21 protein-coding genes are annotated in these 26,872 nt (G+C 70.0%); 11 read left to right on the top strand and 10 right to left on the bottom strand.

The window, feature by feature from the left end; genetic code table 11:
* The first annotated feature begins 526 nt into the window (after nucleotides 1-526).
* Complete coding sequence (locus INR38_RS09025; RefSeq protein ID WP_071954249.1) at nucleotides 527-1,549, top strand: 2OG-Fe(II) oxygenase family protein; 1,023 nt, start codon at nucleotides 527-529, stop codon at nucleotides 1,547-1,549.
* An 82-nt stretch (nucleotides 1,550-1,631) separates the two neighbouring features.
* Here the strand turns inward: INR38_RS09025 and INR38_RS09020 are convergent, their stop codons facing one another.
* From INR38_RS09020 to INR38_RS09005, 4 genes are all read right to left on the bottom strand, one after another.
* Complete coding sequence (locus tag INR38_RS09020) at nucleotides 1,632-1,886, bottom strand: acyl-CoA-binding protein (protein ID WP_012203065.1); 255 nt, start codon at nucleotides 1,884-1,886, stop codon at nucleotides 1,632-1,634.
* 126 nt (nucleotides 1,887-2,012) lie between these two features.
* Nucleotides 2,013-2,792: an ABC transporter ATP-binding protein gene (locus INR38_RS09015; protein ID WP_207443294.1), complete on the bottom strand. Its 780-nt coding sequence runs from the start codon at nucleotides 2,790-2,792 to the stop codon at nucleotides 2,013-2,015.
* Between the two features lie 61 nt (nucleotides 2,793-2,853).
* The gene (locus INR38_RS09010) at nucleotides 2,854-4,062 is read right to left on the bottom strand and encodes a M20 aminoacylase family protein (RefSeq protein ID WP_043825815.1); all 1,209 of its coding nucleotides are present in this window, start codon (nucleotides 4,060-4,062) and stop codon (nucleotides 2,854-2,856) included.
* A 291-nt stretch (nucleotides 4,063-4,353) separates the two neighbouring features.
* A complete protein-coding gene (locus tag INR38_RS09005; protein ID WP_013804370.1) occupies nucleotides 4,354-5,511 on the bottom strand; it encodes an ABC transporter substrate-binding protein in 1,158 nt (385 codons plus the stop codon).
* A gap of 198 nt (nucleotides 5,512-5,709) precedes the next feature.
* Here INR38_RS09005 and INR38_RS09000 point away from each other — a divergent pair, with 198 nt between their 5' ends.
* Together INR38_RS09000 and INR38_RS08995 are read left to right on the top strand one after the other, a co-directional pair.
* The gene (locus tag INR38_RS09000) at nucleotides 5,710-7,788 is read left to right on the top strand and encodes a molybdopterin oxidoreductase family protein (RefSeq protein WP_207443293.1); all 2,079 of its coding nucleotides are present in this window, start codon (nucleotides 5,710-5,712) and stop codon (nucleotides 7,786-7,788) included.
* Between the two features lie 90 nt (nucleotides 7,789-7,878).
* Nucleotides 7,879-9,642 (top strand): AarF/UbiB family protein, encoded by a 1,764-nt coding sequence (locus tag INR38_RS08995; protein WP_207443292.1) that lies wholly within the window; start codon nucleotides 7,879-7,881, stop codon nucleotides 9,640-9,642.
* Between the two features lie 182 nt (nucleotides 9,643-9,824).
* Here INR38_RS08995 and INR38_RS08990 read toward each other — a convergent pair whose 3' ends face one another.
* The 3 genes from INR38_RS08990 to INR38_RS08980 form a co-directional block, all read right to left on the bottom strand.
* Nucleotides 9,825-10,799, bottom strand: coding sequence for a tripartite tricarboxylate transporter substrate binding protein (locus INR38_RS08990; RefSeq protein ID WP_016446620.1), 975 nt, complete (start codon nucleotides 10,797-10,799; stop codon nucleotides 9,825-9,827).
* Between the two features lie 79 nt (nucleotides 10,800-10,878).
* Nucleotides 10,879-11,892, bottom strand: a complete 1,014-nt coding sequence (locus tag INR38_RS08985; RefSeq protein WP_207443291.1) for a TraB/GumN family protein — start codon at nucleotides 11,890-11,892, stop codon at nucleotides 10,879-10,881.
* Nucleotides 11,889-12,911 (bottom strand): fumarylacetoacetate hydrolase family protein, encoded by a 1,023-nt coding sequence (locus INR38_RS08980; RefSeq protein ID WP_034390060.1) that lies wholly within the window; start codon nucleotides 12,909-12,911, stop codon nucleotides 11,889-11,891. Before INR38_RS08980 ends, INR38_RS08985 begins: the two co-directional genes overlap by 4 nt.
* Nucleotides 12,912-13,037: 126 nt before the next feature.
* Here INR38_RS08980 and INR38_RS08975 point away from each other — a divergent pair, with 126 nt between their 5' ends.
* The 8 genes from INR38_RS08975 (at nucleotide 13,038) to INR38_RS08940 (ending at nucleotide 22,671) form a co-directional block, all read left to right on the top strand.
* Nucleotides 13,038-13,817 carry an IclR family transcriptional regulator gene (locus INR38_RS08975; RefSeq protein WP_012203056.1) on the top strand — a complete coding sequence of 260 codons (780 nt, stop codon included), beginning with the start codon at nucleotides 13,038-13,040 and terminating at the stop codon, nucleotides 13,815-13,817.
* Between the two features lie 167 nt (nucleotides 13,818-13,984).
* Nucleotides 13,985-15,136: a DUF3108 domain-containing protein gene (locus tag INR38_RS08970; RefSeq protein WP_207443290.1), complete on the top strand. Its 1,152-nt coding sequence runs from the start codon at nucleotides 13,985-13,987 to the stop codon at nucleotides 15,134-15,136.
* Nucleotides 15,137-15,341: 205 nt separating this feature from the next.
* Nucleotides 15,342-15,635: a DUF3567 domain-containing protein gene (locus INR38_RS08965; protein WP_012203054.1), complete on the top strand. Its 294-nt coding sequence runs from the start codon at nucleotides 15,342-15,344 to the stop codon at nucleotides 15,633-15,635.
* 241 nt (nucleotides 15,636-15,876) lie between these two features.
* The gene (locus tag INR38_RS08960) at nucleotides 15,877-17,325 is read left to right on the top strand and encodes an MFS transporter (RefSeq protein WP_207443289.1); all 1,449 of its coding nucleotides are present in this window, start codon (nucleotides 15,877-15,879) and stop codon (nucleotides 17,323-17,325) included.
* 13 nt (nucleotides 17,326-17,338) lie between these two features.
* Nucleotides 17,339-18,880, top strand: a complete 1,542-nt coding sequence (locus tag INR38_RS08955; protein ID WP_207443288.1) for an FGGY family carbohydrate kinase — start codon at nucleotides 17,339-17,341, stop codon at nucleotides 18,878-18,880.
* Nucleotides 18,877-20,559: a glycerol-3-phosphate dehydrogenase/oxidase gene (locus tag INR38_RS08950; protein ID WP_207443287.1), complete on the top strand. Its 1,683-nt coding sequence runs from the start codon at nucleotides 18,877-18,879 to the stop codon at nucleotides 20,557-20,559. The genes INR38_RS08955 and INR38_RS08950 overlap by 4 nt, the downstream gene beginning before the upstream one ends.
* The gene (locus INR38_RS08945; RefSeq protein ID WP_207443286.1) at nucleotides 20,553-22,103 is read left to right on the top strand and encodes an FAD-binding oxidoreductase; all 1,551 of its coding nucleotides are present in this window, start codon (nucleotides 20,553-20,555) and stop codon (nucleotides 22,101-22,103) included. The genes INR38_RS08950 and INR38_RS08945 overlap by 7 nt, the downstream gene beginning before the upstream one ends.
* Before the next feature lies 1 nt (nucleotide 22,104).
* Nucleotides 22,105-22,671 (top strand): glycerol-3-phosphate responsive antiterminator, encoded by a 567-nt coding sequence (locus INR38_RS08940; protein ID WP_207443285.1) that lies wholly within the window; start codon nucleotides 22,105-22,107, stop codon nucleotides 22,669-22,671.
* A gap of 8 nt (nucleotides 22,672-22,679) precedes the next feature.
* Here INR38_RS08940 and INR38_RS08935 read toward each other — a convergent pair whose 3' ends face one another.
* The 3 genes from INR38_RS08935 to INR38_RS08925 form a co-directional block, all read right to left on the bottom strand.
* Complete coding sequence (locus tag INR38_RS08935) at nucleotides 22,680-23,774, bottom strand: AbrB family transcriptional regulator (RefSeq protein WP_043820322.1); 1,095 nt, start codon at nucleotides 23,772-23,774, stop codon at nucleotides 22,680-22,682.
* Between the two features lie 71 nt (nucleotides 23,775-23,845).
* Nucleotides 23,846-24,424, bottom strand: coding sequence for a hemerythrin domain-containing protein (locus INR38_RS08930; RefSeq protein WP_207443284.1), 579 nt, complete (start codon nucleotides 24,422-24,424; stop codon nucleotides 23,846-23,848).
* A complete protein-coding gene (locus INR38_RS08925; RefSeq protein ID WP_207443283.1) occupies nucleotides 24,421-26,865 on the bottom strand; it encodes an adenosylcobalamin-dependent ribonucleoside-diphosphate reductase in 2,445 nt (814 codons plus the stop codon). The genes INR38_RS08930 and INR38_RS08925 overlap by 4 nt, the downstream gene beginning before the upstream one ends.
* Nucleotides 26,866-26,872 lie beyond the last annotated feature (7 nt).

Genomic DNA, 26,872 nt, shown 5'->3' with positions numbered 1-26,872 from the left:
AGCAATTTCCGGGCAACGCGCACTGGGCGCGTGCTGAACGCTTCTACTCAGTGATGCTTGTATGCAAAGTGCGTACCACCCCCTGAGTCGCTTCGCGCCTTCCCCCTCTCTCGCTGCGCGGGAGGGGGACGACACCCTCGGTGCGGGGCGGCCCTTCCTCGGTGTCTCTGGGCTGGGCCGCGCCGGTTTTCGACGCGGCGGGCATGCATCAGATTGGTGCCAGACGGTTCCGATGCGGCGCGTGCACCAAGCTGCCCGGCCCTCTTGCACCACGATGGAACGCAGGTGGCCTTGAACAGGCCTTCGCGGGCTGGCGCGCTGTTTGCTTGGGTGGTTGGCAAGAGTAGAAGCGTTCAGCTTGCCGGTCTGTGCCGGCGCGGGTCATTGCTCTTGAAGCGGGTGCGGGAGCGGCGTGGCTGCGACCTGTGCCCTGTCAGCCACTTCAAGAGCGACGGGCGGGATCGGTGTCTTTTTGCGCCGGCCGCCGCGTGCCTTGCCACTGCCTTTGCGGCAAAGGAAACAGACCATGAACATGCTTGCCAACTCCACCCTGCCTTCGGCACCGGCGTCAGATTACGCGCTGGGTGAACTCGCCAAGGAGGCCCGCATGGGCGGCCAGGGGCAGGAGACGCGCGCACGGGAGGTGCGGGTGATCGACATCTCCGACTTCGACCGCCGCAAGGCCGAGATCGCCGATGCGATCTGGCAGGCCTCGGTGGAGATCGGCTTCTTCCAGGTGTCGGGCCACGGCATTCCCCAGCCCGATATCGATGCGGCCTTCGGGCGTGCCGAGCAGTTGTTCGCCCTGCCGCGCGAGGTGAAGGCGCAGTGGCCGCTGTCGCGCAATGCGGGCTGGGAGCACAAGGCGCAGATCCGGCCTTCCACGCGCACGCCCGACCAGAAGGAGTCCTACCAGATGACGCGCCCGCGCATGGCCGGACTGTGGCCCACGGAGCAGGAGCTGCCGGGCTTTCAGCAGGCCACGCTGGGCTTCGAGCGCCAGTGCTGGCAGGTGGGCATGCAGCTGCTGTCATGCTTTGCGCACAAGCTGGGCTTTGATGCGGACTTCTTCACGCGCGCCCACGACCCTTCGGTGCCCGCCTACCAGAGCACGCTGCGCATGCTGCACTACTTCGCGGTCGATCCCGCGCTCAAGGACGAGCTGGGCCTGTGGCGCGCAGGCGCCCACACCGACTTCGACTGCCTGACCCTGCTGTTCCAGCGCGCAGGCCAGGGCGGTCTGCAGGTGCTGCCGGGCAAGGAGATGGAAGGCCAGCAATGGACGCCCGTGGACCCGGTGGAAGGCGTGATCACCTGCAACATCGGCGACATGCTCACGCGCTGGAGCGACGACCAGCTGCCCAGCAACTTCCACCGCGTGCGCAATCCCCTGCCCCATGAATACCAGGGCGCGCGCTACAGCCTGGCCTTCTTCTGCCAGGCCAACGAGGACGCGGTGATCGAGGGCCCGCAAAAGAAGTACCCGCCCATCACGGGCGCGGAGTACCTGCGTCAGCGCATCAGCGCCAACTTCTCCAACAAGTACTGAACCCGGACGGGGCCGTGGCCGGAAACGACAAGGCCCCGGAGTCCGGGGCCTTGTCTGTGTCTGCGATCGGTGGTGGTGTTGATCAGCGCAGCGATTCGATCAGGTCGATGTACTGCTGCTTGGCGTCGTCGGCCGAGGTGTCCTTGAGCTTTTCCCAGGCGTCCCACTTGGCGCGGCCGACCATGTCGGTGAAGCTGGGCTTCTTGGCCTCGTTGTCGCCTTCGGTGGCCTGCTTGTAAAGCGCGTAGAGCTTGAGCAGCGTGGCGTTGTCGGGGCGCTCGCTGATCGAGGTGGAGTTCTTGACGGCGGCCTCGAAGGCGGCATTCAGATCGGACATGGCGGGTCTCCTGGTGGGCGGTTCGTGTAGCGGCACAGTGTAGCCAAAAAAGCAGGAATTTAGAACGACCGTGCTTTTTTCGCCGTCAACCGCACCGAGACCGGCCACGCCGCCCCTATGCCGCTCCTACGCTGCGCTGCACAGGTGCCCGGCCACGGGCCATCGGTCGGCCTCGCAAGGCGTGGGGGCCGGCGCCTGGTCCCGGGCGCTGCCCGGTTGCAGGATGCGGCCGTGCTCCATCACGACCACGCGGTCGGCGACGGCCAAGGCCTGCTGGCGGTCCTGGGTCGCATAGACGGCCGTACAACCCAGGCTGCGCAGCAGCCGGGGAATTTCCTCGCACAGGCGCTCGCGCAGGTTGCCGTCGAGGCCGGACAGGGGTTCGTCAAGCAGCACCAGGCGCGGGCGCTCCACCACGGCACAGGCCAGCGCTGCACGCTGCTGCTGGCCGCCCGACAGGCTGCCGGGAAGGCGTTCGCCCATGCCCTGCAGCCCGACCAGGCCCAGGGCCTGCTGCACCCGCTCGTGGATCTGCGCGCGAGGCAGGCCGCGCATTTCCAGCGCGAAGGCCACGTTGGCCTGCAGGCTCATATGGGGCCAGAGCGCATGGTCCTGGAGCACCATGCTCAGCTCGCGCCGCTCGGGCGGCAGGGACTGCGAGGCGCTGGCCACGCACTGCCCGCCCATCCAGACTTCGCCGCGGCTGGGCTGCTCCAGCCCGGCCAGGATCTTGAGCAGGGTGGTCTTGCCGCAGCCCGAAGGACCCAGCAGGGCCAGCACCTCGCCGGGGGCGATCTGCAGGCTGATGTCCTGAAGCACGGCGCGCTCGCCGTAGATGCGCTTGAGCTGCCAGGCTTGGACGGCCACGCCCTGCGCGGCGGCCGTGGAGGATTCGATGGAGGTCACAGGGACCGCATGCTAGGTGCGGTGTGTGACATGCCGGTGTCGGCCGGACCCTGCAAGGGCCTCAGCGCGTGGGCTCGCTCAGCCAGCGCTGGGCCAGCTTCACCCAGAACGTGGCGCCCTGCGGGATCAGCTGGTCATTGAAGTCGTAGCTGGGGTTGTGCAGCGTGCAGGGACCGCCGCCGTGGCCGATGGCGCGGTGGTCGCCGTCGCCATTGGCGATGAAGCAGTAGGCGCCGGGCTTTTCCAGCAGCATGAAGGCAAAGTCCTCGGCGCCCATCGAGGGCTCCTGGGGCAGCACATTGGCCTCGCCCACCACCTCGGCCATGACGCGGCGTGCGAACTCGGCCTCGGGCGCGGAGTTGATGGTGGGCGGGTAGTTGCGCACGAACTCGAACTCGCAGCGCGTGTCATGCGCGGCGCAGATGCTCTCGGCCAGGGTCTTCATGCGCCGCTCGATCAGGTCCAGCACCTCCAGCGTGAAGGTGCGCACCGTGCCCTGCAGCTCCACGCTGTCGGGCACCACGTTCGTGGCCTCGCCCGCGTGGACCATGGTCACCGAGACCACGCCCGCCTCGATGGGCTTGACGTTGCGGCTGACGATGGTCTGCAGGCCCAGGATCAGCTGGGCCGCCACGGGCAGGGGGTCGATCACCATGTGCGGCATGGCCGCGTGGCCGCCCTTGCCGCGCACGACGATGCGGAATTCGTTGCTGGACGCCATGGCCGGGCCCGGGCCCACGGCCATGGTGCCGGCCTTCATGCCCGGCCAGTTGTGCATGCCGAACACGGCCTGCATGGGGAACTGGGTGAACAGGCCGTCCTCGACCATCTCGCGCGCGCCGCCGCCGCCCTCTTCGGCCGGCTGGAAGATCAGGTGCACCGTGCCCTCGAAGCTGTCGCGGTGCGCGGCCAGGTACTGCGCGGCAGCCAGCAGCATGGCGACATGGCCGTCATGTCCGCAGGCATGCATTTTTCCGGCATGGCGGCTGGCGTGCTCGAAGGTGTTGAACTCCTGCATGGGCAGGGCATCCATGTCGGCGCGCAGGCCGACGGCGCGGCCGCTGGCGCCGCCGTCACGGCCGTGGATGGTGCCCACCACGCCCGTGCGGCCCAGGCCGCGGTGCACGGCAATGCCCCATCCCTCCAGTTGCCGGGCCACGAGGTCGGCGGTGCGGATCTCCTCGAAACACAGTTCGGGATGGGCATGTATGTCGCGGCGCAGCGCGGTGATCTCGGGTGCGCGGTCCAGCAGTTCCTGCAGCAAGGCCATGGGGTTCTCCTCTAGAGCGTGTTATGCACTTTTAAGTACCCGCGTTGGCTCTGCGCGCTGGTGATCGCAAGGCGCAGTGCGCCGCCAAGGCTGAAGCCTTGGCAAGCGCTGCAACGCCGCGAGCGCCTGCGCGCAGAGCCAACCTCCGGGAAAGCCGGGAAAGGGGCCCGGCCCTTCGTTGCAGCCCGCTTGCGGTGTGGCAACCGCGGCGCGTGCTACGCCTCGTTCCGGGCCCCTTTCCCGGCTTTCGCGGGCACTTAAAAGTGCATAACACGCTCCAATGCTGCAAGCCTACACCCGGACCTTGCCGTCGCCGGTCAGCATGGACAACTCCACGAAGCGCGGCTTGCCGGACTGCGGCTTGAAGACCAGCGGGAAGCCGGCCACCTGCTGGCCGTGCATGGCGTCGAGCGCCGCGACCAGTCCGTCGCGCGTGGGCTTGCCCGAGGCCGATGCCTGGCGCAGCGCATCGGCGAACACGCGCGCCGCCAGATAGCCTTCCATGCTGGAGTAGTTGGGCGTCAGCTTGCCGCCGCCCTTCTGGATGGCCGCCAGGAAATCGCGCGTGATCTGGCGCGAGGTCTGGAAGGGCGAGGGTACGACCTGGGTGACCACCACGCCTTCGGCATCCTTGCCCAGCGTCTCCGACAGCGCCTGGGCACCCACGAAGGACACGTTGTAGAACTGCCCGCCAAAGCCTGCCTGGCGCGCCGCGCGCACAAAGGCCGCGCTGGCCGAGTAGGTGACGATCTGCACGATGACATCGGCGCCCAGCGGCACCAGCGTCTTGACGGCCGCCGCCACATTGTTCGAGTTGCGCTCCACCGTGGCCGCGCCCACGGGCTCCAGCCCCTTGGCGGCCAGCGCTGCCTTGACACCGGCCAGGCCTGACTCGCCATAGGCATCGTTCTGGTGCAGCACGGCCACCTTCTTGAGGCCCAGGCCCGTGAGGTGGCGCACCATCAGCGCCGTCTCGTCGGCATAGGAGGCGCGCACGTTGAAGACCAGGTGGGCCAGCTGGGGCTGGCGCAGCGCGTCGGCGCCCGTCAGCGGTGCGAACAGGGGCACGCGCGCCTTTTGCAGCAGCGGCAGCGCGGCCATGCTGGTGGAGGTGCCCACGTAGCCGAACAGGGCGAACACGTCGTCGGACAGGAAGCGCTGGGTATTGGCCGCGCAGCGCTCGGGCTCGTAGCCGTCGTCCATCACGCGCAGTTCGATGTTGCGCCGGGCAATGCCCCCCTGCGCGTTGAGCTGTTCGAAGTACAGCTTGGCGCCTTCATGGAAGGGCTGGCCGATCTGCGCTGCAGACCCGGTCAACGGGCAGGACTGGCCCAGCACGATGGTGCCTCCCGCGTCCTGGGCGCGCACTGCGCCGGTCCAGGTGGCGGCAGCAGCCGTGCTGGCTGCGATGAACTGTCTGCGGCTGAACGCCGTCTTGGGTCGGAGCATGAACTTGCCTGTTTTTGTCACTGGAATCGGCGCCGTTGCTGCGTGCAGCCGGCTGCAAGGGTCCGCATAATAAAGACAAGCGGCGATTGCGGCATGCAAGACCGGCACCGCCCCTTGCCCGTGACGGCCTTTTCCCGTTTTCCCGGCTTTTCACGGTTTTTTCGCAAAGTACCCACCCTGTCCGAGACCGCTGCCACCATGTCCTCCGCCACGCCCCCACTCCAGGCCACCTCACAGGTGCTGGGCGCCTGCCCCCATGACTGCCCCGATACCTGCTCGCTGGTGACCACGGTCGAAGACGGCATCGCCAAAAGAGTCCAGGGCAACCCCGACCATCCGCACACGGGCGGCGTGCTCTGCGCCAAGGTCAGCAAATACACCGAGCGCAGCTACCACCCCGAGCGCGTGCTCACCCCGCTGCGCCGCGTGGGGCCCAAGGGTTCCGGGCAGTTCGAGCCTGTGGGCTGGGACGAGGCGCTGGCCGACATCGCCGCCCGGCTGCACGCGCTGGCGGCGCGCGACCCCGAAACCATCCTGCCCTACAGCTACGCAGGCACCATGGGCCTGGTGCAGGGCGAGAGCATGGACCGGCGCTTCTTCCACCAGCTCGGCGCCTCGCGGCTGGACCGCACCATCTGCTCCAGCGCCGGGGGCGAGGCCCTGAACCTGACCTACGGCGGCAAGCTGGGCATGCGCGTGGAGCATTTCACCGAAAGCCGGCTCATCCTCATCTGGGGCAGCAACAGCATCGGCAGCAGCCTGCATTTCTGGCGCTATGCGCTGGAGGCCAAGCGCAACGGCGCACGCCTGGTGTGCATCGACCCGCGCAAGACCGAGACCGCCGACAAATGCCACGAGCACCTGCAGCTGCTGCCCGGCACCGATGCCGCCCTGGCACTGGCCCTGATGCACGAGCTGATCACGCACGGCTGGCTGGACCATGACTACATTGCGCGCCACACGCTGGGCTGGGAGGAGCTCAAGGCCCGCGCCCTGCAGTGGCCGCCCGAGCGCGCGGCCCAGGTCTGCGGCCTGCCCGTGGAGCAGATCCGCCAGCTGGCGCGCGACTACGGCACCACCACGCCTGCCGCCATCCGCCTGAACTACGGCGTGCAGCGCGCGCGCGGCGGCGGCAATGCCGTGCGCGCCATCGCCTGCCTGCCGGCCCTGGTGGGCGCCTGGCGCCACCGTGCGGGCGGCCTGCTGCTGTCCGCCTCGGGCGCCCTGCCCGCGCAGCGCGCCCGACTGCAGATGCCGCACCTGCTGGGCGAACGCCGCCCGCGCACCATCAACATGAGCACCATCGGCGACGCCTTGCTGCACGAAGGCGGCAATGGCTTCGGCCCGCGCGTGGACGCCATCGTGGTCTACAACAGCAATCCCGTGGCCGTGGCGCCCGAGTCGGCCAAGGTCGTGGCCGGCTTTGCGCGCGAGAACCTGTTCACCGTGGTGCTGGAGCAGTTCATGACCGACACGGCCGACCTGGCCGACTACGTGCTGCCGGCCACCACGCAGATCGAGCACTGGGACATCCACGGCAGCTACGGGCATACCGACGTGCTGCTCAACCGCCCCGCCATCGCGCCGCTGGGCCAGTCGCGCAGCAACGGCCAGATCTTCCGCGACCTGGCCGCGCACATGGCGCGGCATGACGACGCCTTTGCCGCCGCCCATTTCCAGACGGGAGACGAGCAACTGTGCCGCGAAGCCTTCGAGGGGCGCGGCGTGGACTTCAACGAGCTGATGGACAAGGGCTTTGCCACCCTGGCCCTGCCCGAGGCCCCCTTTGCCGAGGGAGGCTTCGCCACGCCCTCGGGCCGCTGCGAATTCACCAGCGCCGAGCTGGCGCGGCGCGGCATGGACCCGCTGCCCGACTACCTGCCCAACTACGAAACCGCCGAAACGGATGCGCGCTACCCGCTGGCCATGATCTCGCCGCCGGCACGCAACTTTCTCAACAGCAGCTTCGTCAACGTCAAGAGCCTGCGCACCATGGAAGGCCGCCCGCTGGTGGAGCTGCACCCCGACGACGCCGCCCCGCGCGGCGTGGCCGAGGGCGACCGGGTGCGCGTCTTCAACGACCGGGGCAGCTACGAATGCCACGCCACCCTCAACGGCCGCGCGCGCCGTGGCGTGGTCAACGGCCTGGGCATCTGGTGGCGCAAGCATGGCGACAACGGCACCAACGTCAACGAGCTCACCCACCAGCGCCTGACCGACCTGGGCCGCGCGCCCAGCTTCTACGACTGCGCGGTGCAGGTGCAGCGGCTGGCCTGAGCCCCGCCCCGGAGGCGGGCGATTCCTGCGCAATGGCGTCTGGCGCATCGGCACAATGGACCGCATTGCCACCACCGACAGGAGATGCCCATGCTGCAAACCGCCGTGGTCGCCGTGCGCGACCGTGCCCGGCTGCAGGAAATCGTCGGCGTGCTGCTGCGCTTCGGGCTGGCCGACCTGGTCGACACGCTGGGCCTGGCCCGCTTCGCGCCGCGCGGCAGCCAGCCCCATCCCGAGCATCCGCTGGATGCCAGCCGCCCCGAGCGCCTGCGCATGGCCCTCGAACACCTGGGGCCCAGCTTCGTCAAGCTGGGCCAGATCATGGCCACGCGCTCGGACCTGCTCGCGCCCGAATGGACGGCCGCCCTGCAGCAACTGCACAGCCACGCCGCCCCGCTGCCCTGGGAGACGGCCCAGCCGCTGATCGAACAGTCGCTGGGCCTGCCCGTGGAGCAGGTGTTCACGCATTTCGATCCCGTGCCGCTGGCCTCGGCCTCCATGGCCCAGGTGTACCGCGCGCGGCTGCCTGCGGCCGAAGACCGGGATGACCGGGAAGACCAGGAGGACGGCAGCGGCAGCGACAGCGACAGCACCCCAGCGGCCAGCGCTGCCGACATCGAAGTCGTGGTCAAGGTCCAGCGCCCCGGGCTGCGCCCCCAGATCGAAGCCGACCTGCGCCTGCTCGAGCACCTGGCGCTGCTGGCCCAGGAACAATGGCCGCAACTGGCACGCTACCGCCCGCGCGAAGTCACGCGCCAGCTGGGCCAGGCGCTGCGCGAGGAACTGGATTTCACCGTCGAAGCCCACAATGGCGACGCCGTGGCGCGGCACTTCGCGGCCCAGCCCGAGATCGTCGTGCCGGCCATCCACTGGGCATTGAGCGGGCCGCGCCTGCTGGTGCAGGACTTCGTGCCGGGTGTGCCAGCCTCGGCCGTGGGTGCGGACCCCGCGCTGGACGGCCCGCTGCTGGCGCGCCGTGGCGCCTGCGCGTTTTTGCAGATGGTGCTGCGCGACGGCCTGTTCCACGCCGACCCGCACCCTGGCAACCTGCTGGCCCTGCCCGGCAACCGCGTGGGCTTCATCGACTTCGGCATGGTCGGGCGGCTGTCGCCCCAGCGCCGCCGCCAGGTGCTGGGCCTGATGCGCGCCCTGGTCGAGGGCCAGGGCCGCAGCCTCTCGGGCGTGCTGCTGGAATGGGCGGCCGAAAGCGAAATGCCCGGCCGCGCCCCGCCCTCGGCCGCGCGCATCGAGGCAGCCGTGGACCGCTTCGTGACCCGCCATGGCCCCGGCGCCAGCAACGGCCGCCTGGTCATGTCCCGCGCCCTGCAGGACTTCATGGCCCTGGCCCGCGAAACCGGCGTGGCCCTGCCCGCCGACATGGCGCTGCTGCTCAAGGCCCTGATCACGGCCGACCAGGTGCTGCTGCAGCTGGACCCGCAATTCGACGTGGTGCAGACGGCCACGCCCCTGGTCAAGGCCCAGCTGCTGCAGCGCTACTCCCTGCGCAGCCTGGCGCGCCAGCGCCGTGCCGCCATGGCGCAGTGGATGGAACTGGCCGACGACGCGCCGCACACCCTGCGGCTGGTGATGCAAAGACTGCGCTCGGGCCGGCTGCAGGCCGACCTGGACATACGCCACATCGACCGGCTTTCCCTGGCACTGGAACGCGCCGCCACCCGCCTGGCCCTGGCCGTGGTCTCCGGCGCCTTCATCCTGGGCCTGGCCCCCGGCCTGCTGACCATGGGCCCGCGCCTGTGGGGCATCCCCCTCTTCGCCGCCCTGGGCGTGGCCGGCGCCGCCGCCAGCCTGGCCGTTCTTTTCACCACCATGCGCAGGCAGAAGGCGCTGGATTGATCGCTGGATTGGCGATCAGGAACGCCAAAAAAGCAGCACCAGCGCATCAGTTCAAAGCCGGGCGCCGCCCCCAAAACCGCCACGGCCCAACCCAGAGACACCGAGGAAGGGCCGCCCTGCACCGAGAGTGTCGTCCCCCTCCGCGAAGCGAGAAGGGGGAAGCGGCGCAGCCGCTCAGGGGGTCAGTCCAATTTGACGCCCGCACTCTTGATGATGGCCCCCCAGCGCTTGGACTCCGCGCGCGACATGGCCAGGAACTGCTCGGGCGTGCCGGGCAGCGCCTCCATGCCGAAGTCCTGCATGCGCTTGACCACGGCGGGGTTGGCCAGCGCCTTGTTGAGCTCGGCGTTCAGGCGCTGCACCACGGCGGGGGGCATCTTGGCCGGGCCCAGGATGCCCTGGAAGGCATAGACCTCGGTATCGGGCACGCCGACCTCGGCCAGCGTGGGCAGCTCGGGCAGGCTGGGCACGCGCTTGCCCGTGCCGATGGCCAGGGCACGCACCTTGCCCGACTGGATCACGGGCAGGCCCGAGGCCAGGTCCAGGAACATGCAGGGCACCTGGCCGCCCATCACGTCGGCCAGCGCGGGCGCCGCGCCGCGATAGGGGATGTGCGTCAGGAAGGTGCCCGTGCGGTTCTTGAACATCTCCATGGCCAGGTGGTGGGGCGAGCCGTTGCCGGGCGAGGCGTAGTTGACCTGGCCCGGATGCGCCTTCACGTAGGCCAGGAATTCCTTGAAGGTCTTGGCCTCGAAGTTCGGGTTCACCACCAGCGCCATCGGGAAGCGGCTGATGCCGCCGATGTAGGTGAAGTCCTTTTCGGGGTTGAAGGACAGCTTGCTGAACAGGTGCTCGTTGTAGGCCAGCACGGCGTTGTCGGCCGACATGATGGTGTAGCCGTCGGGCTTGGCCGTGGCCACGATCTGGGCGCCGATGTTGGTGGAGGCGCCGGGGCGGTTGTCCACCACGATGGTCTGGTTCAGCGTCTGGCGCATGGCCTCGGCCACGGTGCGCGCCAGCACGTCGGTGCCGCCGCCGGGCGGATAGGGCACGACCCAGCGGATATTGCTGGCGGGCCAGTCCTGCGCCTGTGCAAAAGGCGCGGCCATGCCGGCGGATGAGGCCGCCACGGCGGCCAGGAATTGTCTACGGTCCATTGTTGTCTCCTGTGGGATGGGTGTGATGGTCCTGGCCGCGCCCTGTTGCTCTTGTTCATGGAGGCGGCGGCCGTGTGTTTCAGGGCGGGCTGGCTGCGGGGAACTCCACGCGCTGCACCTTGAAGCCCTGGGCCGCCAGCAGCGCCGGCAGGCCGCGCGTGCCCACCATGTGCAGGGCGCCCACGGCGGCGAACACGCTGCGGCCGGAACGGATCTGCCGCGCCACTTCGCGCGCCAGGCCGGGGTTGCGGCCATAGACCATGCGGTCGTAGTCGGCGCGCTCGGCGGCATTGGCCATGCAGTCGCACCAGTCGGGCAGGCTCTCCAGCAGGTGGATGCGGCCATCGGCCCAGACGCGTGCGATCAGGCCCAGCTTCTGGGCGGCGATGCCGCTTTCCAGCTGGCGCAGGCCGGACTCCACCGTCTCGGCCACGCGCGCGGGGTCGTCCGAGACCAGCTCGCGCAGTTGCAGCTCGGGCGTCTCCAGCGACAGCACGGGCTTGCCCAGGGCCAGCGCCACGCCGGCCAGCGAGAAATCGATGCCATAGGACGCGTCCAGCCCCTCGCTGCGGCCGGCCAGCGACAACAGGGAGATCACCTGGGCGTCGGGGCGCAGCAGGACCAGCTCGGGGCCGGCGCAGGCCAGGCGCCTTTGCTCCTCAAGCCGGCGCTGGAGATCGCCGCGCAGCGGCGGCGCATCGGGCCGCGCCTGCATGCCTGCGAACAAGACCTTCATGACATCGGGATCGAGGATGTTCAGCTCCAGCGCCAGGCTGTCGGAGGCGCGCAGCGCGTCCGCCACCGTGGGGCCGGGCACGCTCCAGTCAAGCTTGGCCGCGTGCATGGTCCCGTAGAGCCAGCTGGTGCGGCCCCGGTGCTCGATGCGCCACAGCAGTCCACGGTCCTGCGCCTTGCGCTGCATGGCGCGGATCTCGTCCGGGCCGGGCATGCGCGCCTCGGGCGGGCAGGTGACGGGGTCCGCGGCCGGGGGCGCCGCGAATGCCCCCGCCAGCGGCGACAGCGCCAGCGCGGCCAGGCCGGCGCGCAGCGACCTGCCCGCCAGGCGCCACCAGGGTGCGCAGACGCGGCTCATTCGGCAGGCTCGACGATGTTCTGGTCGATGGCGCCGAAGATGCTCTGGCCGTCCTTGCCCTTCATCTCGATGCGGATGGTGTCGCCAAAGCGCATGAACTCGGTCTTGGGCGCGCCGTCCTGGATGGTCTCTATGCAGCGCTTCTCTGCGATGCAGCTGTAGCCCTTGGGCCACTCCATGCGCCGGTTCTTGCCCTTGCCGCTTTCCACGCCCTTGTTGCTCACGGTGCCGCTGCCCACGATGGAGCCGGCGCGCACATTGCGCGTCTTGCAGATATGGGCGATGAGCTGGCCGAAGTGAAAGCTCATGTCCTCGCCCGCGTCGCACATGCCGACCTTGCGGCCGTTCCAGGTGGACTGCAGCGTCAGGTGCAGGCGCCCGCCCTTCCAGGCGTCGCCCAGCTCGTCCAGCGTCACGGCCACGGGGCTGAAGGAGGTGGCGGGCTTGGACTGGAAGAAGCCGAAGCCCTTGGACAGCTCATTGGGGATCAGGTTGCGCAGGCTCACGTCGTTGGCCAGCATGACCAGGCGCACGCCGCCCAGCGCACGCTCGGGCGTGGCGCCCATGGGCACGTCGGCGGTGATGACGGCGATCTCGGCCTCGAAGTCGATGCCCATGGACTCGCTGGGCACCACCACATCGTCGCAGGGGCCCAGGAAATCGTCGCTGCCGCCCTGGTACATCAGCGGGTCGGTGTAGAAATTGGCCGGCACCTCGGCGCCGCGCGCCTGGCGCACCAGCTCCACATGGTTGATGTAGGCCGAGCCATCGGCCCACTGGTAGGCGCGTGGCAGCGGCGCCATGCACTGGCGCGGATCGAAGGCAAAGGCATGGACCGCCTTGCCGCTGTTGAGCAGGTGGTACAGGTCCTGCAGCTGGGGCGCCATGTAGCTCCAGTCGTCGAGCACCTGCTGCAGGCGGCTCGCTATGCCGGTCGCATAATGGGCCTGGCTCAGGTCGCGTGACACCACGACCAGTTGCCCGTCCCGCGATCCGTCCTTGTATGTGGCAAGTTTCATGCTGCTCCCCCGTGCCGCCGCCGCGCGCCACGGCATCCGGGCAGCGGCCTGGATACCCATGGCGACGCAGCCACGAATTACGATAAGTTAAATTGATTTAACTAAACAAAACCAAATTCTATTGCAATGGACAAGGAACGCGCAGGGATTCAATCGGTCGAGGTCGGTTTTACATTGCTGGAGGCGCTGACGCGCGCCCGGGGCCCGCAGATGCTCAAGGACCTGGCGTCCGACGCCGGCATGAGCGCCGCCAAGGCGCACCGCTACCTCGTGAGCTTCCAGCGCATCGGCCTGGTCACCCAGGACGCGCGCACCTCCCGCTACGACCTGGGCCCGGCCTCGCTCAAGCTGGGCCTGGCATCGCTGGCCCGGCTGGACCCCGTGCGGCTGGCGCGCGAACGCATGCCCGCGCTCATGGAGCGCATCCACCACACGGCGGCCATCGCCGTCTGGGGCAACCACGGGCCGACCATCGTGCACTGGGAGGAAAGCGCGCAGTCGGTCACCGCCAACCTGCGCCTGGGCGACGTCATGCCCATGCTGGCCTCGGCCACCGGGCGCTGCTTCGCAGCCTGGCTGCCGCGCGAGGTCACGGCCCCGCTGCTGGAGCCCGAGGTGGACAAGGCCCGCCGCATCCAGCGCAAGGACCTGCCGCTCACCCCCGAGGCCATAGACGCCATGCTGGCCGAGGTGCGCGAGCGAGGCACCGCCCGCGTGGTCGATACCGTGCTGCCCGGCATCGTGGCCTTTTGCACGCCGGTCTTCGACTCCTCGGGCCATATCGTGCTGGGCCTGACCACGCTGGGCTCGATTGCCACTTTCGACCCCGAATACGGCGGCGCCATCGATGCGCCCCTGCGCGAAGCCTGCGTGCAGCTGTCCCAGGACCTGGGCTGGAATGCCTGAGATGAGGCTACACCCCCTGAGTCGCTTCGCGCCTTCCCCCTGGAAGGGGGACGACATCCTCGCTGCGGGGCGGCGCGGCCGGCGTAGGCCCTTGCTCGCTGTCCCTGGCCTTGGGCCGCGCCGGTTTCATGGGCTGTGGGTGGCGCGCAGCACTATGGATAACTGACATGAGCCTACGCCAGCGCTCCCTGCCCGCCCTCACCGCCGTGGTGCTGGGCGTGCACGCCCTGGCCCTGCTGGGCCTGCCGCTGTGGAGCCAGGTATCGGCGCCACACACCGAGGTGGCGGCCATGCAGACGCGGGCGCTGTCCCTGCCCGAGCCACCCGCCCCCCCGCCTGCAGCGCCCGTACCTGCATCGAAAGCGCCTGCGCCCAAGCCGCAGCAGCCTCGCCCCAAGGTCCAGCGCCCGGCACCCGCCGCACCCGCGCCCGAGCCGCTGGACACGCCCATCCGCGAAACCGTGGAGCCCTTGCCGATGGCCGCAGCGCCGGAGCCTGCTGCATCGGAAGCCTCTGAAACCGCCGATGCCGGCAGCGGGGCAACCCCGGCCACACCGCCGGCGCCGCCTGCTCCCAAGCCCGAACCCGAAACACCGTCCACACCCTCGGCCGGCCCGGCCCAGGGCATGGCCATCACCTCGCCCGACGGCACGCCGCTGGCCTCCGACGCCCCCGTTCCCGTGCAAATGCCCGATCCCGCGCGGCTGTCGTTCGCCGTCACCGGCCAGGCCAAGCGCTTCAACTACTCGGCCAGTGCCGAGCTGGTCTGGCGCCATGCCAACGGCCAGTACCAGGCCAGCCAGGAAGTCAGCCTGTTCCTGCTGGGCTCGCGCTCGCAAACCAGTGAAGGCCGCATCACGGACAGGGGCCTGGAGCCCAGCCGCTTCAACGACAAGGCACGCAAGGAGCAATCGGCGCAGCTGGCGTTCGACCAGAACCTGGCGCACTTCAGCACGGGCGCGCCCGATGCCGCCATCGCGCCCGGCGCGCAGGACCGGCTCAGCGTGTTCCTGCAACTGTCGGCCCTGCTGGCGGCGGCGCCGCAGCGCTACCCGGCGGGCACGCAGATCAGCTTCATCACCGTCAGCGCGCGGCGCGCCGACCGCTGGACCTTCCGCGTGGGCGAGACCGAGACGCTGGACCTGCCCTCGGGCAGCACGCAGGCGCTGCGGCTGGACAAGATCGCGGCGGCCGGCGATGACCAGCAGGCCTCGCTGTGGCTGGCGCCATCCATGCAATACCTGCCCGTGCGCATCCGGCTGGCGCAGGACAACGGCGACTTCGCCGACCTGCAGCTCAAGGGCCGCCAGGCGCCCTGATCGCGGGTAGGCCGGCACTTGCAGGCACCGCTGCCGCCCGCCTACCACAGCGCGGCCTGCGGCGCACGCCGCCGCGCATGCCAATCCGTGGAATACTGCATGCAAGTGCCTGTGATAGATCGGGACCCCCACGGTTCTTGAAATCCGGCGCTTCGCAGCCATGTAGGCTGTGCGACGCCCGGCAACGGGCCAGAAAGGGAACACCATGCAAATGCTTTACGACTCCGAATCTTTTGTGGTGCTCCATCTGCGTCCCGACATGGATCCGGATGCAACGGCTGGCAATGAGGCAGTCGACACCGCCCGCCAACTGCCACGCCACGGCTTCGAGATCGTGGACAAGCGCTCGGGCAAGGAGGTCTACCTGGACGGCTCCTGGGCCGAGATGTTCCAAAAGCAGATTATTGCCTGGCAGCTCGACGCCCCCACCGAGGAAGAGGTGGAAGACGCGCTGGATCGCTACGCCGGCCTGGCCCAGCAGCCCGTCGTGGTCCACTGACAGCACACAGCGCACGGCCCCCTGAAGGGGCCGCGTGCCAAGCCCGCCGCAGGTTCTCTGCGGCGGGCTTTTTCTTTGGGCGCGGCCATTGCACGGACCCTGGTGCTTTCACCGATCCGCAGCGAGCGCCTCCTGCCTAGAATCCTGAGCGCAGGTTCAAGATTTGAAGACCATCTGTGAGATGGTCTTGTCGCGCCTGTGTGGTGTGCGCCGGCCTCTTGCAGACAACCAGGAGGCAGCGATGCAAACCACAGGCCACAGCATTCGTGGCGTTCAGGATGTCATCTCGTACATCGACGCACGCCAGGGCATTTCAGGCCGCGCCGGCACCATCTGGTGGCTGGCACTCGGCGGCCTTTTCCTCGACGCCTTTTCCAACTCCGCGCTCAGCGTGGGCCTGGGGCCCATGACGCGCGACCAGCAGCTCACGCCGGCCGAGGTGGCCTGGATGACGTCGCTGGCCTCCTGGGTGTCCATCGCCTTCAACCCCATCGGCGGCTGGATGGCCGACCGCTGGGGCCGCATGCGCCCGCTGGTCATCGCCAAGGTGCTGGCCGTGGCCGGCGCGCTGCTGGTCAGCATGGCGCCCGACTACGCCACCATCCTCTTCGGCCGCTTCTTCGTGGGCGCGGCCTATGGCATCGACTTCGCCATCGCCATGGCGGTGCTGGCCGAATTCACGCCCGCACGCCTCAAGAGCCGGCTCAATGTCTGGCAGGGCATGTGGTACATGGCCGTGTGCAGCAACCTGGTGCTGGCGCTGTGGTTCCACTCCTGGGACGTGGGCGATTCGCTGTGGCGCTACTCGGTCGCGGCCACGGCCGTGTTCGGCGTGTTCATCCTGGGCCTGCAGGCCGCGCTGCTGGTGGAAAGCCCGACCTGGCTGGCTCGCAAGGAGCGGCTTGATGACGCGGCCCGCGCCATGACGCGCATCTATGGCCAGACCTTCAGGGCAGCGCCCCTTGCCGAGCGCCTGCCCGTGCTCAACCCGGCCCGGCGCGGGCTGGCCAATGTGCTGCTGATCTTTCGCGGCATCTACCTGCCGCGCACGCTGCTGGCGGCCACGGTGCAGATAGGCCAGTCCATCCAGTACTTCGCCGTGGGCTGGTACCTGCCGCTGATCAGCGCCTCGCTGTTCGGCAAGGACTTCCGCGAGGCCACGCTGGGCGCGCTGGTGTTCAACGTGTTCGGCATCGTCGGCGGCTTCCTGTCGCCCGTCATCGGGCGCCGGCTGGGCCTGCGGCGGGCCTCGGCCTTCGGGTTTGCGCTGGTGTTCCTGATGCTGCTGGTGCTGGGCCTGTTCAACGGCCGCATGCCCATCTGGCTGGCCGTGGCCGTGCCCTCGCTGTTCATCCTCTTTCACTCGGGCGGGCCCGGCGCCAACGGCAAGAGCCTGTCCACGCTGTCGTTCCGCAGCGAGCTGCGCGCGGGCGCCAATGGCGTGATCGGTGCGCTGGGCGCCATGGGCGCGGCGCTGGGGCTGCTGGTGTTCCCGCTGTTCCGCCAGCAGTACGGGCTGGAGAACACCTTCCTCATCCTGTCCGTGGTGCCGCTGCTGGCCAGCATCGTCTGCTTTTCCATCCGCTGGGACCCCACGCGCACCACGGTGAATCCCGACGACGAGCCCGGCGCGCCCCAGTTCGCGGAAGACGCCGCCCCGCCCGCCAAGATCGCTCAAACCACCGCCTGAAAGAGACCACCCCATGCACCATGAAGCCGTGATCCTTTGCATAGACGAAGGCACCTCGGGCACGCGCGCCGCCGTCGTGGGACGCGACGGGCAGGTGTCCGCCCAGGACTATCTGCCGCTGGAAATCCACTGCCCGCGCCCCGGCGTGGTCGAGCAGGACGCCGACCTGCTGCTGGAGCGCACGCTGGACGTGTGCCGCCGCGCCATCGCCCGCGCCCAGGGCTGCGGCCAGCAGATCGTGGCCCTGGCCATTGCCAACCAGCGCTGCTCGGCCGTGCTCTGGGACACGGCCACGGGCCGGTCACTGGCGCCCATCATGGTCTGGCAGGACTCGCGCCACCGCGACGAACTGGCCCTGCTGGCCGGCGACTGGGATGCCCGGCTGATCCGCCACGCGGGCCGGCCCGTGGGCGTGCGTTCGCCCTACCTGTGGGCCGCGCGCAAGCTGCGTGAGGATGCGGCCGTGGCCCGTGCCTGGCAGCAGCGCCGCCTGGCCTTCGGCACCATCGACTCCTGGCTGCTGTGGCATCTGTCGGATGCGCGCGCCGTGGTCACCACGCCCACCAATGTGACCTCGGGCAACGCCTATGCGCTGGGCGATCACCGCTACCTGCAGGACTGGCTGGACGCGCTGGAGTTTCCCGCCGAGCTGCTGCCCCGCCTGTGCGAGGACGTGCAGGACTTCGGCCGCACGCGCAGCGAGCTGCTGGGCCTGGCCGTGCCCATCCTGGCCTGCGCGGGCGACCAGCATGCGGCCGCCGTGGGCCTGGGCTGCCTGGCGCGGGGCCAGGCGCTGTGCGTGCATGGCACGGGCAGCTTCGTCGATGTGCTCACGGGAACAAAGCTGCCCGCGCATGACGCGGCCCATGAAAGCTCGCTGACCATGACCGCGCGGCGCATGGGCGGTGTCTCGCGCTATGCCATCGAGACCTATGTGCCCACCACCGGCTCGGCGCTCAACTGGATCTGCGAGAAGCTGCAGTGGTTCGACAACCCGCAGCAGATCAGCAACCTGGCCCGCGAGGCCGAGACGCCGGCCGACCTGGTCTTCATCCCCGCGCTCACGGGCCTGCGCCTGCCGGCCATGGAGCCGGGCGCGCGGGCCTCGATCTCGGGCGTGTCCATGGCCACCTCGCGGCCGCAGCTGGCGCGCTCCATCCTCGAAGGCATTGCGCATTCCGTGGCCTCCTGCGTGCAGGCGGACGAGGCGGCCTCGGGCACCGAGGTGGGCGAGCTGCTGGTGGGCGGCGGCCTGTCGGGCAGCGATGCCCTGCTGCAGATCCAGGCCGACCTGGGCGGCCTGCCCGTGCGACGCCTGGCCGATACCGACAAGGCCAGCCTGCGCGGCATCGCCTTCATGGCCGGCAGCGCAGGCCTGCTGTGGGACGGGCTGGAGCAGGCCTGCGCCACGCTGCGCACCGAAGCGGTCTTCACCCCGCGCATGGCGGCCGACGAGCGCGGCGAGCGCCGCCGCATCTGGCGCGCCCGCGTGGGCGACGAACTGGCCCGCGCCCGGGCCCCCGGGCGCAGCGCCGCCCTGGAGGGCTGCGCATGATGCAATGGCCCTTTGGCAAGGAGCGCAGGGACAGCGCCGCACTGACCCAGACCGCGCCGCTGCAGCTGCAGCGCGCGGACCAGCTCGCGCGGCTGGGTGACGAGGCCTTCGACCTGCTGGTCATCGGCGGCGGCATCACGGGTGCCTATGCGGCGCTGGACGCCAGCCTGCGCGGCCTGCGCGTGGCGCTGGTGGAGAAGGACGACTTCGCCTCGGGCACCTCGTCCAAGTCCTCCAAGATGGTGCACGGCGGCCTGCGCTACATCGAGCAGGGCAACCTGGGACTGGTGCGGCACTCGCTGCTGGAGCGCCAGCGCCTGCGCCGCAATGCGCGGCACTTGGTGCAGCGCCTGCCCTTCCTGTTTCCCGTGATGGAGCGCGACGGCGTCTTCGACGCCCGCCTGGCCAAGGCCTTCGGCAGCCTGCTGTGGACCTACGACCTGGCCGGCGGCTGGCGCGAAGGCATCCTGCACCGCAAGCTCGGCAAGGCCGAGGTGCTGTCGCACTGCCCGAGCTTCCGCGAAGAGCAGCTCCTGGGCGGCTACATGTACTTCGACGCGCGCGTGGACGATGCGCGGCTCACGCTGGCCGTGGCGCGCACGGCGGCCTTCCACGGCGCGGCCGTGCTCAACCACTGCCAGGCCACCGCCGTCACGCGCAACGCCCACGGCCGCGTGGATGGCGCCATCGTCCAGGCCGACGGCCGCGAGATCACGGTGCGCGCGCGCAGCGTGGTCATGGCCACGGGCGTGTGGCTGCGCGACTGGGATGGCCGCAAGCCCGGCCAGGAGCCCCGGCTGCACGTGCGCCCCGCCAAGGGCGTGCACGTGGCCATTCCCTGGCTGCGCATACGCAACGACTGCACCGTCACCATTCCCGTGCCGGGCCGCAGCCGGCGCGCCACCATCACGCGCTGGGGCGATGTCTCCTACCTGGGCACCACCGACGAGGACTACGCGGGCGGCCTGGACGACGTGCACTGCACGCGCACCGAGCTGGACTTCCTGCTCGAAGGCGCCCGATCGGCGCTCAAGGTGGACCTGTCGCCCGAGGATGTGGTCGGCTCCATCGCCGGCTGCCGCCCCCTGGTCGGCCCGCCCGGCGGCAAGACCGTGGAGATGAAGCGCAACCACGAAATCCATGTGGCGGCCGACGGCCTGGTCACCATCGTGGGCGGCAAGCTCACCACCTCGCGCCACATGGCCGAGCAGACCGTGGACGCCGTCGAGAAACTGCTGGGCCGGCGCACGCGCTGCACCACCACCTCGGCCTTTGTGCTGGGTGCGGCCGGCTACGACGCCCAGGCCATCACGGCCACGGGCGGCCTCTCGGCCCACCTGGGCGAGCGCTACGGCACGGAGGCGCGCTTCGTCAGCGACCTGCTGGCCGCACGCCCCGAACTGGCCCGGCCCATCGTGCAGGGCCTGCCCCATACCGAGGCCGAGGTCCTCTACGCCGTGCGCCACGAAATGGCGGCCAGCGTGGACGACGTGCTCTCGCGCCGCCTGCGGGCGCGCCTCATGGCGCGCGATGCCTCGGCCCACGCCGCGCAGCGCGTGGGCGACATCCTGGCCGATGAACTGGGACTGACATCCGCGCAGGTGGCGCAACAGGTCCACGACTACCGCCGCGCCGTGGAGCGCGAAAAACAGATTTTGATGGGAGACATCCAATGCTGAGCAAAGACGCAATCGCCCGCGGCTACAACCGCCGCAACTACGTGGTGGGCGCCCCCACGACACCGGGCTGGGCGGCGCAGGCCGCACCTGCAGCCGACCGCCCCGCCTCCGAAGGTCCTGCCTGCGGCCTGCAGCACGAACCCGTGGCCGTGCCCGAGGCCGTGCTCGCCGCGCTGCGCGCCGCCTGCGACCGCGTGCAGACCGAGCGCGCCCACATCGTCGCCGGCACGCGCGACTGGTGGGCCCGCACCATGGTGGCCGAGACCTCGGGCCACCCGGCCACGCCGCAGGCCGTCATCGCCCATGCATCCACCGTGGAGCAGGTACAGGCCGTGATGCGCATTGCCGACGCGCACGCCATTCCCGTCACCGTCTCGGCCGGGCGCAGCAACGTCACGGGCGCGGCCCTGCCCCTGCGCGGCGGCATCGTGCTGGACCTGTGCGAACTCAATCGCTTCATCGCCATGGACGAGCAAAGCCAGATCGTCGAGGTCGAGGCCGGCATGTTCGGCGACGTGTTCGAGGAAACCATCCAGCGCCGCCACGGCATGACCATGGGCCACTGGCCCTCGTCCTTCGGCATCAGCACCGTGGGCGGCTGGGTGGCCTGCCGGGGCGCGGGCCAGCTGTCCACGCGCTACGGAAAGATCGAGGACATGGTCCACGGCATGGATGTGGTGCTGGCCGATGGCCGCCTCGTCACCGTGGGCGGCTACGCGCGCGCGGCCATCGGGCCGGACCTGCAGCAGCTGTTCATCGGCTCGGAAGGCACGCTGGGCGTGATCGTGCGCATCCGCTTCAGGCTGCACCGCCTGCCCGACCACGGCCGCGCCATCGCCTATGGCTTCGCCAGCTTTGCCCAGGGCCTGGAGGCCTGCCGCCAGATCCTGCAGCAAGGCGCCAACCCCGCCGCGCTGCGGCTGTACGACGCGCTGGAAAGCGGCGTGCAATTCGGCCGCAGCGACCTCAACGTGCTGCTGATCGCCGACGAAGGCGCGCCCGAGATCGTCGATGCCGTCATGGCCATCTGCGAGCGTGTGTGTGCACCCTTGGGTGAACGGCTGGACGGCGCCGCCACCCTGGAGCGCTGGCTGGACACGCGCTACCTGACCGGCAAGAGCGCCGAGGGCTTCAAGAAAGGCCCGGGCTTCGTCGCCGACACGCTGGAGATGTGCGGCCCCTGGAAAGACCTGCCGGCCATCTACGAGGAAGTGGTCGCCGCCCTGCAGGCCATCCCCGGCACCCTGGCCGGCTCGGCCCACCAGTCGCATGCCTATGTGGATGGCGCCTGCCTGTACTTTTCGCTGCGCGGCGAGGTGGCCGTGGACCAGCGCGCCCAGTGGTACCGCGCGGCCTGGGACGCGGCCAACGCCGTGCTGCTGCGCCACGGCGCCACGCTCAGCCACCACCACGGCGTGGGCCTGCTGCGCGCGCCCTACATGCGGCAATCGCTGGGCCCGGCCTTTGCCCTGCTGGAGGCCACCAAGCGCATGCTGGACCCCAAGAACCTGCTCAACCCCGGCAAGCTGGGGCTGGACCTCTGACATGGGCCGCCCGGACAACTCCCTGGGCGCGCGGCTGGCGCGCCGCCCCGTCATCGCCACCCTGTACGGGGCCGAGCAGATGGACGCGCTGCTGGCCAGCCAGGCCGAAGTCGCCATCGTCGCCAACATCGAACTGCGCCGGCTGCGCTCGGTGATCTCCACCATCACCGGGGCGGGCAAGATCGCCATCGTCAACATCGACAGCTGCGACGGCATCTCGCCCGACAAGGGCGGCGTGGACTACCTTGTGGACCTGGGCGCCAGCAGCCTGCTGTCCACGCGCGTGGCCACCATCCAGCGCGCCAACAAGGCCGGGCTGCTGACCATGCAAAAGGTCTTCGTCACCGACCGCTCCACCTGGCCGCGCAGCATCAAGGCCGTGGAGCAGAGCGACCCCAACCTCGTGCAGATCATGCCCGCCCCCATGCTGGCCCACATCACCGAGGCCGAGCGCCGCATCCTGCCGCCCCTGGTGGCCTCGGGCTTCGTCTGCAGCCAGGAGCAGGTCCAGCAGGCGCTGGGCGGTGGTGCGATTGCGGTGTCTACCAGCGACAGTGGGCTGTGGTGAGGTGGGCCCTAGGCCGTGCGCGACGCGGCCGGCCCGCGCGCCTCTACCCAGCGGAACAGCGGCGCCACCAGCAGCAGCACGGCGATCAGCCGGCAGACCTGGAAGGCCGTGACCACGGGCACGCCCAGCTGCAGCACCTTGGCGGTGATGGCCATCTCGGTGATGCCGCCCGGCGAGGTGCCCAGCAGCAGCGTGACCCAGGGCAGGTCCACGGCCAGGTGCAGCAGCCAGGCAAATCCCGCGCAGATCGCCATGAGCCCCACGGTGCCCACGGCCACGGAACCCAGCCAGCGCGGCGCGGTGTGCAGGAATTCGCGCTTGAAGCGCACGCCCAGGCTGATGCCGATCACCAGCTGCGCCGCATTGACCAGGGCCTGGGGCACGGCCGACAGTTCCTGGCCGCACATGGTCAGCAGCATGGACACCAGCAGCGCGCCCAGGAACCAGGGGTTGGCCCGCTTGAGCCGGTCCATGGCCCAGGCGCCCAGTCCCGTGAGCACGGCCAGCAGCGCCAGCCCCGGCCATTCGACGATGCGGATGCTGGGCGGCGTCAGCCCCTCCAGGCCGTGCAGGCCGCTCCACTGCAGCGCAAACGGAATGCTCACGGTGACGATGACCAGGCGCAGGCTGTGGCTGGCCGCCACCAGGTCGGTGCGCGCGTTCTCGCGCTCGGCCAGCAGCGTCATTTCAGAGGCCGCGCCAATGGCGCCCGCGAAGTAGGTGGTGGCGCGCATCTCGCCAGCCGGTATCTGCGGCATGCGCGGCGCATGCACGCGGTACAGCCAGGCGCCGAAGCCCCAGCCCAGCAGCAGCGCCCAGACGATGGCCACGGCAATCGCCCACCACAGCCCCGCGATCAACTGCACCACGGCCGGCGTGAAATACAGGCCCAGCGAGGCGCCGATGATCCACTGCCCGCCGTTGCGCAGCCGGCCCGCGCTGGCCGTGGGCGCGCCCAGGATGGAGGCCAGCGAGGTAGCGATCAGCGGCCCCAGCATCCAGGGCAGCGGCGTGCGCAGCCACAGGCACAGCTGGGCGGCGGCAAAGGCGCCCAGCAGGGTCAGTGCGATGCGAAGCAGGAAAATGGGGCGGCGCTCGGGCATGGCAGGCGAGGCGGGGCAGGTTCAAAGCCTGCGAGTATCGCCGCGCCGGCTCCCGCGCGCTGCCGGCGGCGCTATCTCCGTGACAGGTCTGCGCCGCGCCGCACGGCCATCTCACGGCCCATGGCCGCCTGCGTTGCCTCTGGCAGCAGGCCGCGCGCCTGCGGGTAGGCCAGCCGCTCTTCATTCTCGACATGGCTGGCATAGCAGGCCGCGAAGCGTTCGAACACCTCCTCGTCAGCCGCGCCAAAGCCCTGGGACCGCCCCTCGGCCATGTCCAGCAGCGGCTGGCGCGCCAGCGCCCAGTCGGCGCTCATCAGGCCGTGCTCGCGCTGCAGGCGCTGCACCAGGGCCACGGTCTGCGCATCGCCCTGCTCCAGCAGCGGCGGGAAGACATGAAGCTCCTCATCCTCATGGTGCAGCGGCGCCGCCTGGTCGAAGTAGCGCAGGATGTCGCGCGCCGCCTGGCGTGCGCTGTCGTCGCAACCTTTGGTCTGGAGATGCACACGCAGCCGGTCCAGCAGCGCCAGCATGCGCAGCACGCGCTCGTGGCAGGCTTCGAGCATCTCGAAGGGCTGGTCGAAGTCCGTGCCGGGCGCGCGCCAACCGGGCACGGCATCGCCCTGCGGGCGCGGGGCCACGAACACTTTCATCCACAGCTCCCCAGATGGCCGCAGGCCGTGCAGTACTCGCAGCCGTCCTTGCGGATCACGGCATGGGCGCCGCATTCCTCGCATTTGCGGCCGGCCATGACCATGGGGTCGGTGGCCAGGGCCTCGGGCTCGGGCAGCGGCGATGGCGCGGGCGGCGCGCCGCTGCCGCGCCGGGCCAGGATGTTCTGCACCGCATAGGCGATGGCGGCCACCTCGGAGTCGTGCCACATGGGCACGCGCGTGCCGTCGTCGCGCTGGTGGGTGCCCAGGCGCACAGGGCCCCGGTCCCAGGCCACCTTGCGCATATCGCTGAGGGCGCGCTCCAGGAAGCCGCCGCGCGCGGCCAGTGACAGCAGGCGCATGCTGGAGGTCACCCATTGCTGGGACTCGCCGCTCTGGCCCACGGGCATGAAGAATTCGATGGCGCGGTCCACCGTGCGGCCATCGGGCAGGACCACGGGCAGGAAGGAGACGACCAGGTACAGGCGCTTGGGGCCTTGCTGGGTCCAGTACTCGATCTTCTCGGCCACGGCGTCCAGCGCGCCCTGCGGGCGGCTTTCTATCACGGTGCGCAGGGGGTCGGGTGCGGAAGCCGCGGCCCCTGCCGGCGCGGGGGAGGCCGGCTTTTCAGCAGATTCGGGCGCATGGGTCTCGAGCACGGCGCCCAGGATGGTGTTGGGCCGGTAGGTGGCCAGGCCCTTGAGGCCTGCCTTCCAGGCCTGTCGGTACAGGTCCTTGAAGTCCTCGTAGGGATAGTCGGCGGCCACGTTGACGGTCTTGGAGATCGCCGTGTCCACGAAGGGCTGCACGGCCTGCATCATGGCGATGTGGCCGGCCGCAGGCATCTGCAGCGCGCTGACGAAGTAGTCGGGCAGCTGCTGCACGTCGCCGCCCAGCGAGCGGTACAGGCGCCAGGCATGGTCTTCGACCGCGTACTCGGCGCTGCCGCCATCGGCCGTGCGTTTCTTGCGCTTGTAGGTCCAGGAGAACGGCGGCTCTATGCCGTTGGAGGCGTTGTCGGCAAAGGCGAGGCTGACCGTGCCCGTGGGCGCGATGGACAGCAGGTGGCTGTTGCGTATGCCGTGCGTGCGTATGCGCTGGCGCAGCGCATCGGGCAGGCGGCTGGCGAAGGTGCCTTCGGCCAGGTAGCCATCGGCGTCGAACTTGGGGAAGGCCCCCTTCTCGCGCGCCAGCTCCACCGAGGCGCCATAGGCCGCATCGCGCATGCGCTCGGCAATGCGCGCGGCCATGGCCCGGCCCTCGGGCGCGTCGTAGCGCAGGCGCAGCATGGCCAGCGCATTGCCCATGCCGGTGAAGCCCACGCCGATGCGCCGCTTGGCCTCGCTTTCCTCGCGCTGCTGCGGCAGCGGCCACCAGGTCAGCTCCAGCACGTTGTCCAGCGCACGCACCTGCACGGCCACGGCGCGCTCGAAGGCCTCGAAGTCGAACGCAGGCTCGCCCGCGAAGCCGAACGGATGGCGCACGAAGCGCGTGAGGATGACGGGGCCGAGGTCGCAGCAGCCGTAGGGCGGTAAGGGTTCTTCACCGCAAGGATTCGTCGCCGCGATCTCCTCGCAGTAGCGCAGGTTGTTGTCGTCGTTGATGTGGTCCAGGAAGAGGATGCCGGGCTCGGCGAAGTCGTAGGCCGAGCGCATGATGGTGTCCCACAGCGTGCGGGCGGGCAGGGTCTGGTAGACCCACTGGCCGTCGGCGCGCTGGTGGGCACCCTGCTCCAGCAAGGCGGTGCCGGGGCGGGCGCGGTGCACCAGGTGCCAGGGCTGGTCTTCGGCCACGGCTTGCATGAAGGCGTCGCTGACGCCGACCGAGACGTTGAAGTTGTTCCAGCGGCCCGGCGTGCGCTTGGCGGTGATGAATTCGAGCACGTCGGGGTGGTCGATGCGCAGTACGCCCATCTGGGCGCCGCGCCGCGCGCCTGCGCTTTCCACGGTGGCGCACGACTGGTCGAAGACGTTGATGTAGCTGCACGGGCCCGAGGCCAGCGAGGCGGTGGCGCGCACCTCGGCGCCGCGGGGGCGGATGCGCGAGAAGTCGTAGCCCACGCCGCCGCCGCGGCGCATGGTTTCGGCGGCTTCGCGCAGGGCTTCGTAGATGCCGGGGTAGCCGCCGTCGTCCACGCCCTGGATGCAGTCGCCCACGGGCTGCACGAAGCAGTTGATCAGCGTGGCCTGCAGGTCGGTGCCGGCCGCGCTCATGATGCGCCCTGCGCCTATGGCGCCGGCCTGCAGGTTGGCCAGGAACAGGGCCTCGCATTCGGCGCGGCGCGCCTCGGGCTCGACCGAGGCCAGGGCGCGGGCCACGCGGGCGTAGAGCTCGCCCACGCCGGTCTCGCCGTCCTTGAGGTATTTCTCGCGCAGCACATCGAGGCTGATGGGCTGCAGATCCGCCGCGTCCTGCGCGCGGCCCAGGTTTTCGCGATGCATTGGCATG

The sequence above is a fragment of the Delftia sp. SD018 genome (genome assembly GCF_017355445.1).
Classification (GTDB): Bacteria; Pseudomonadota; Gammaproteobacteria; order Burkholderiales; family Burkholderiaceae_C; genus Comamonas; species Comamonas acidovorans.
Note: the sequence above shows the minus strand (reverse complement) of the source record. Positions and strands in the feature narration are given on the sequence as shown.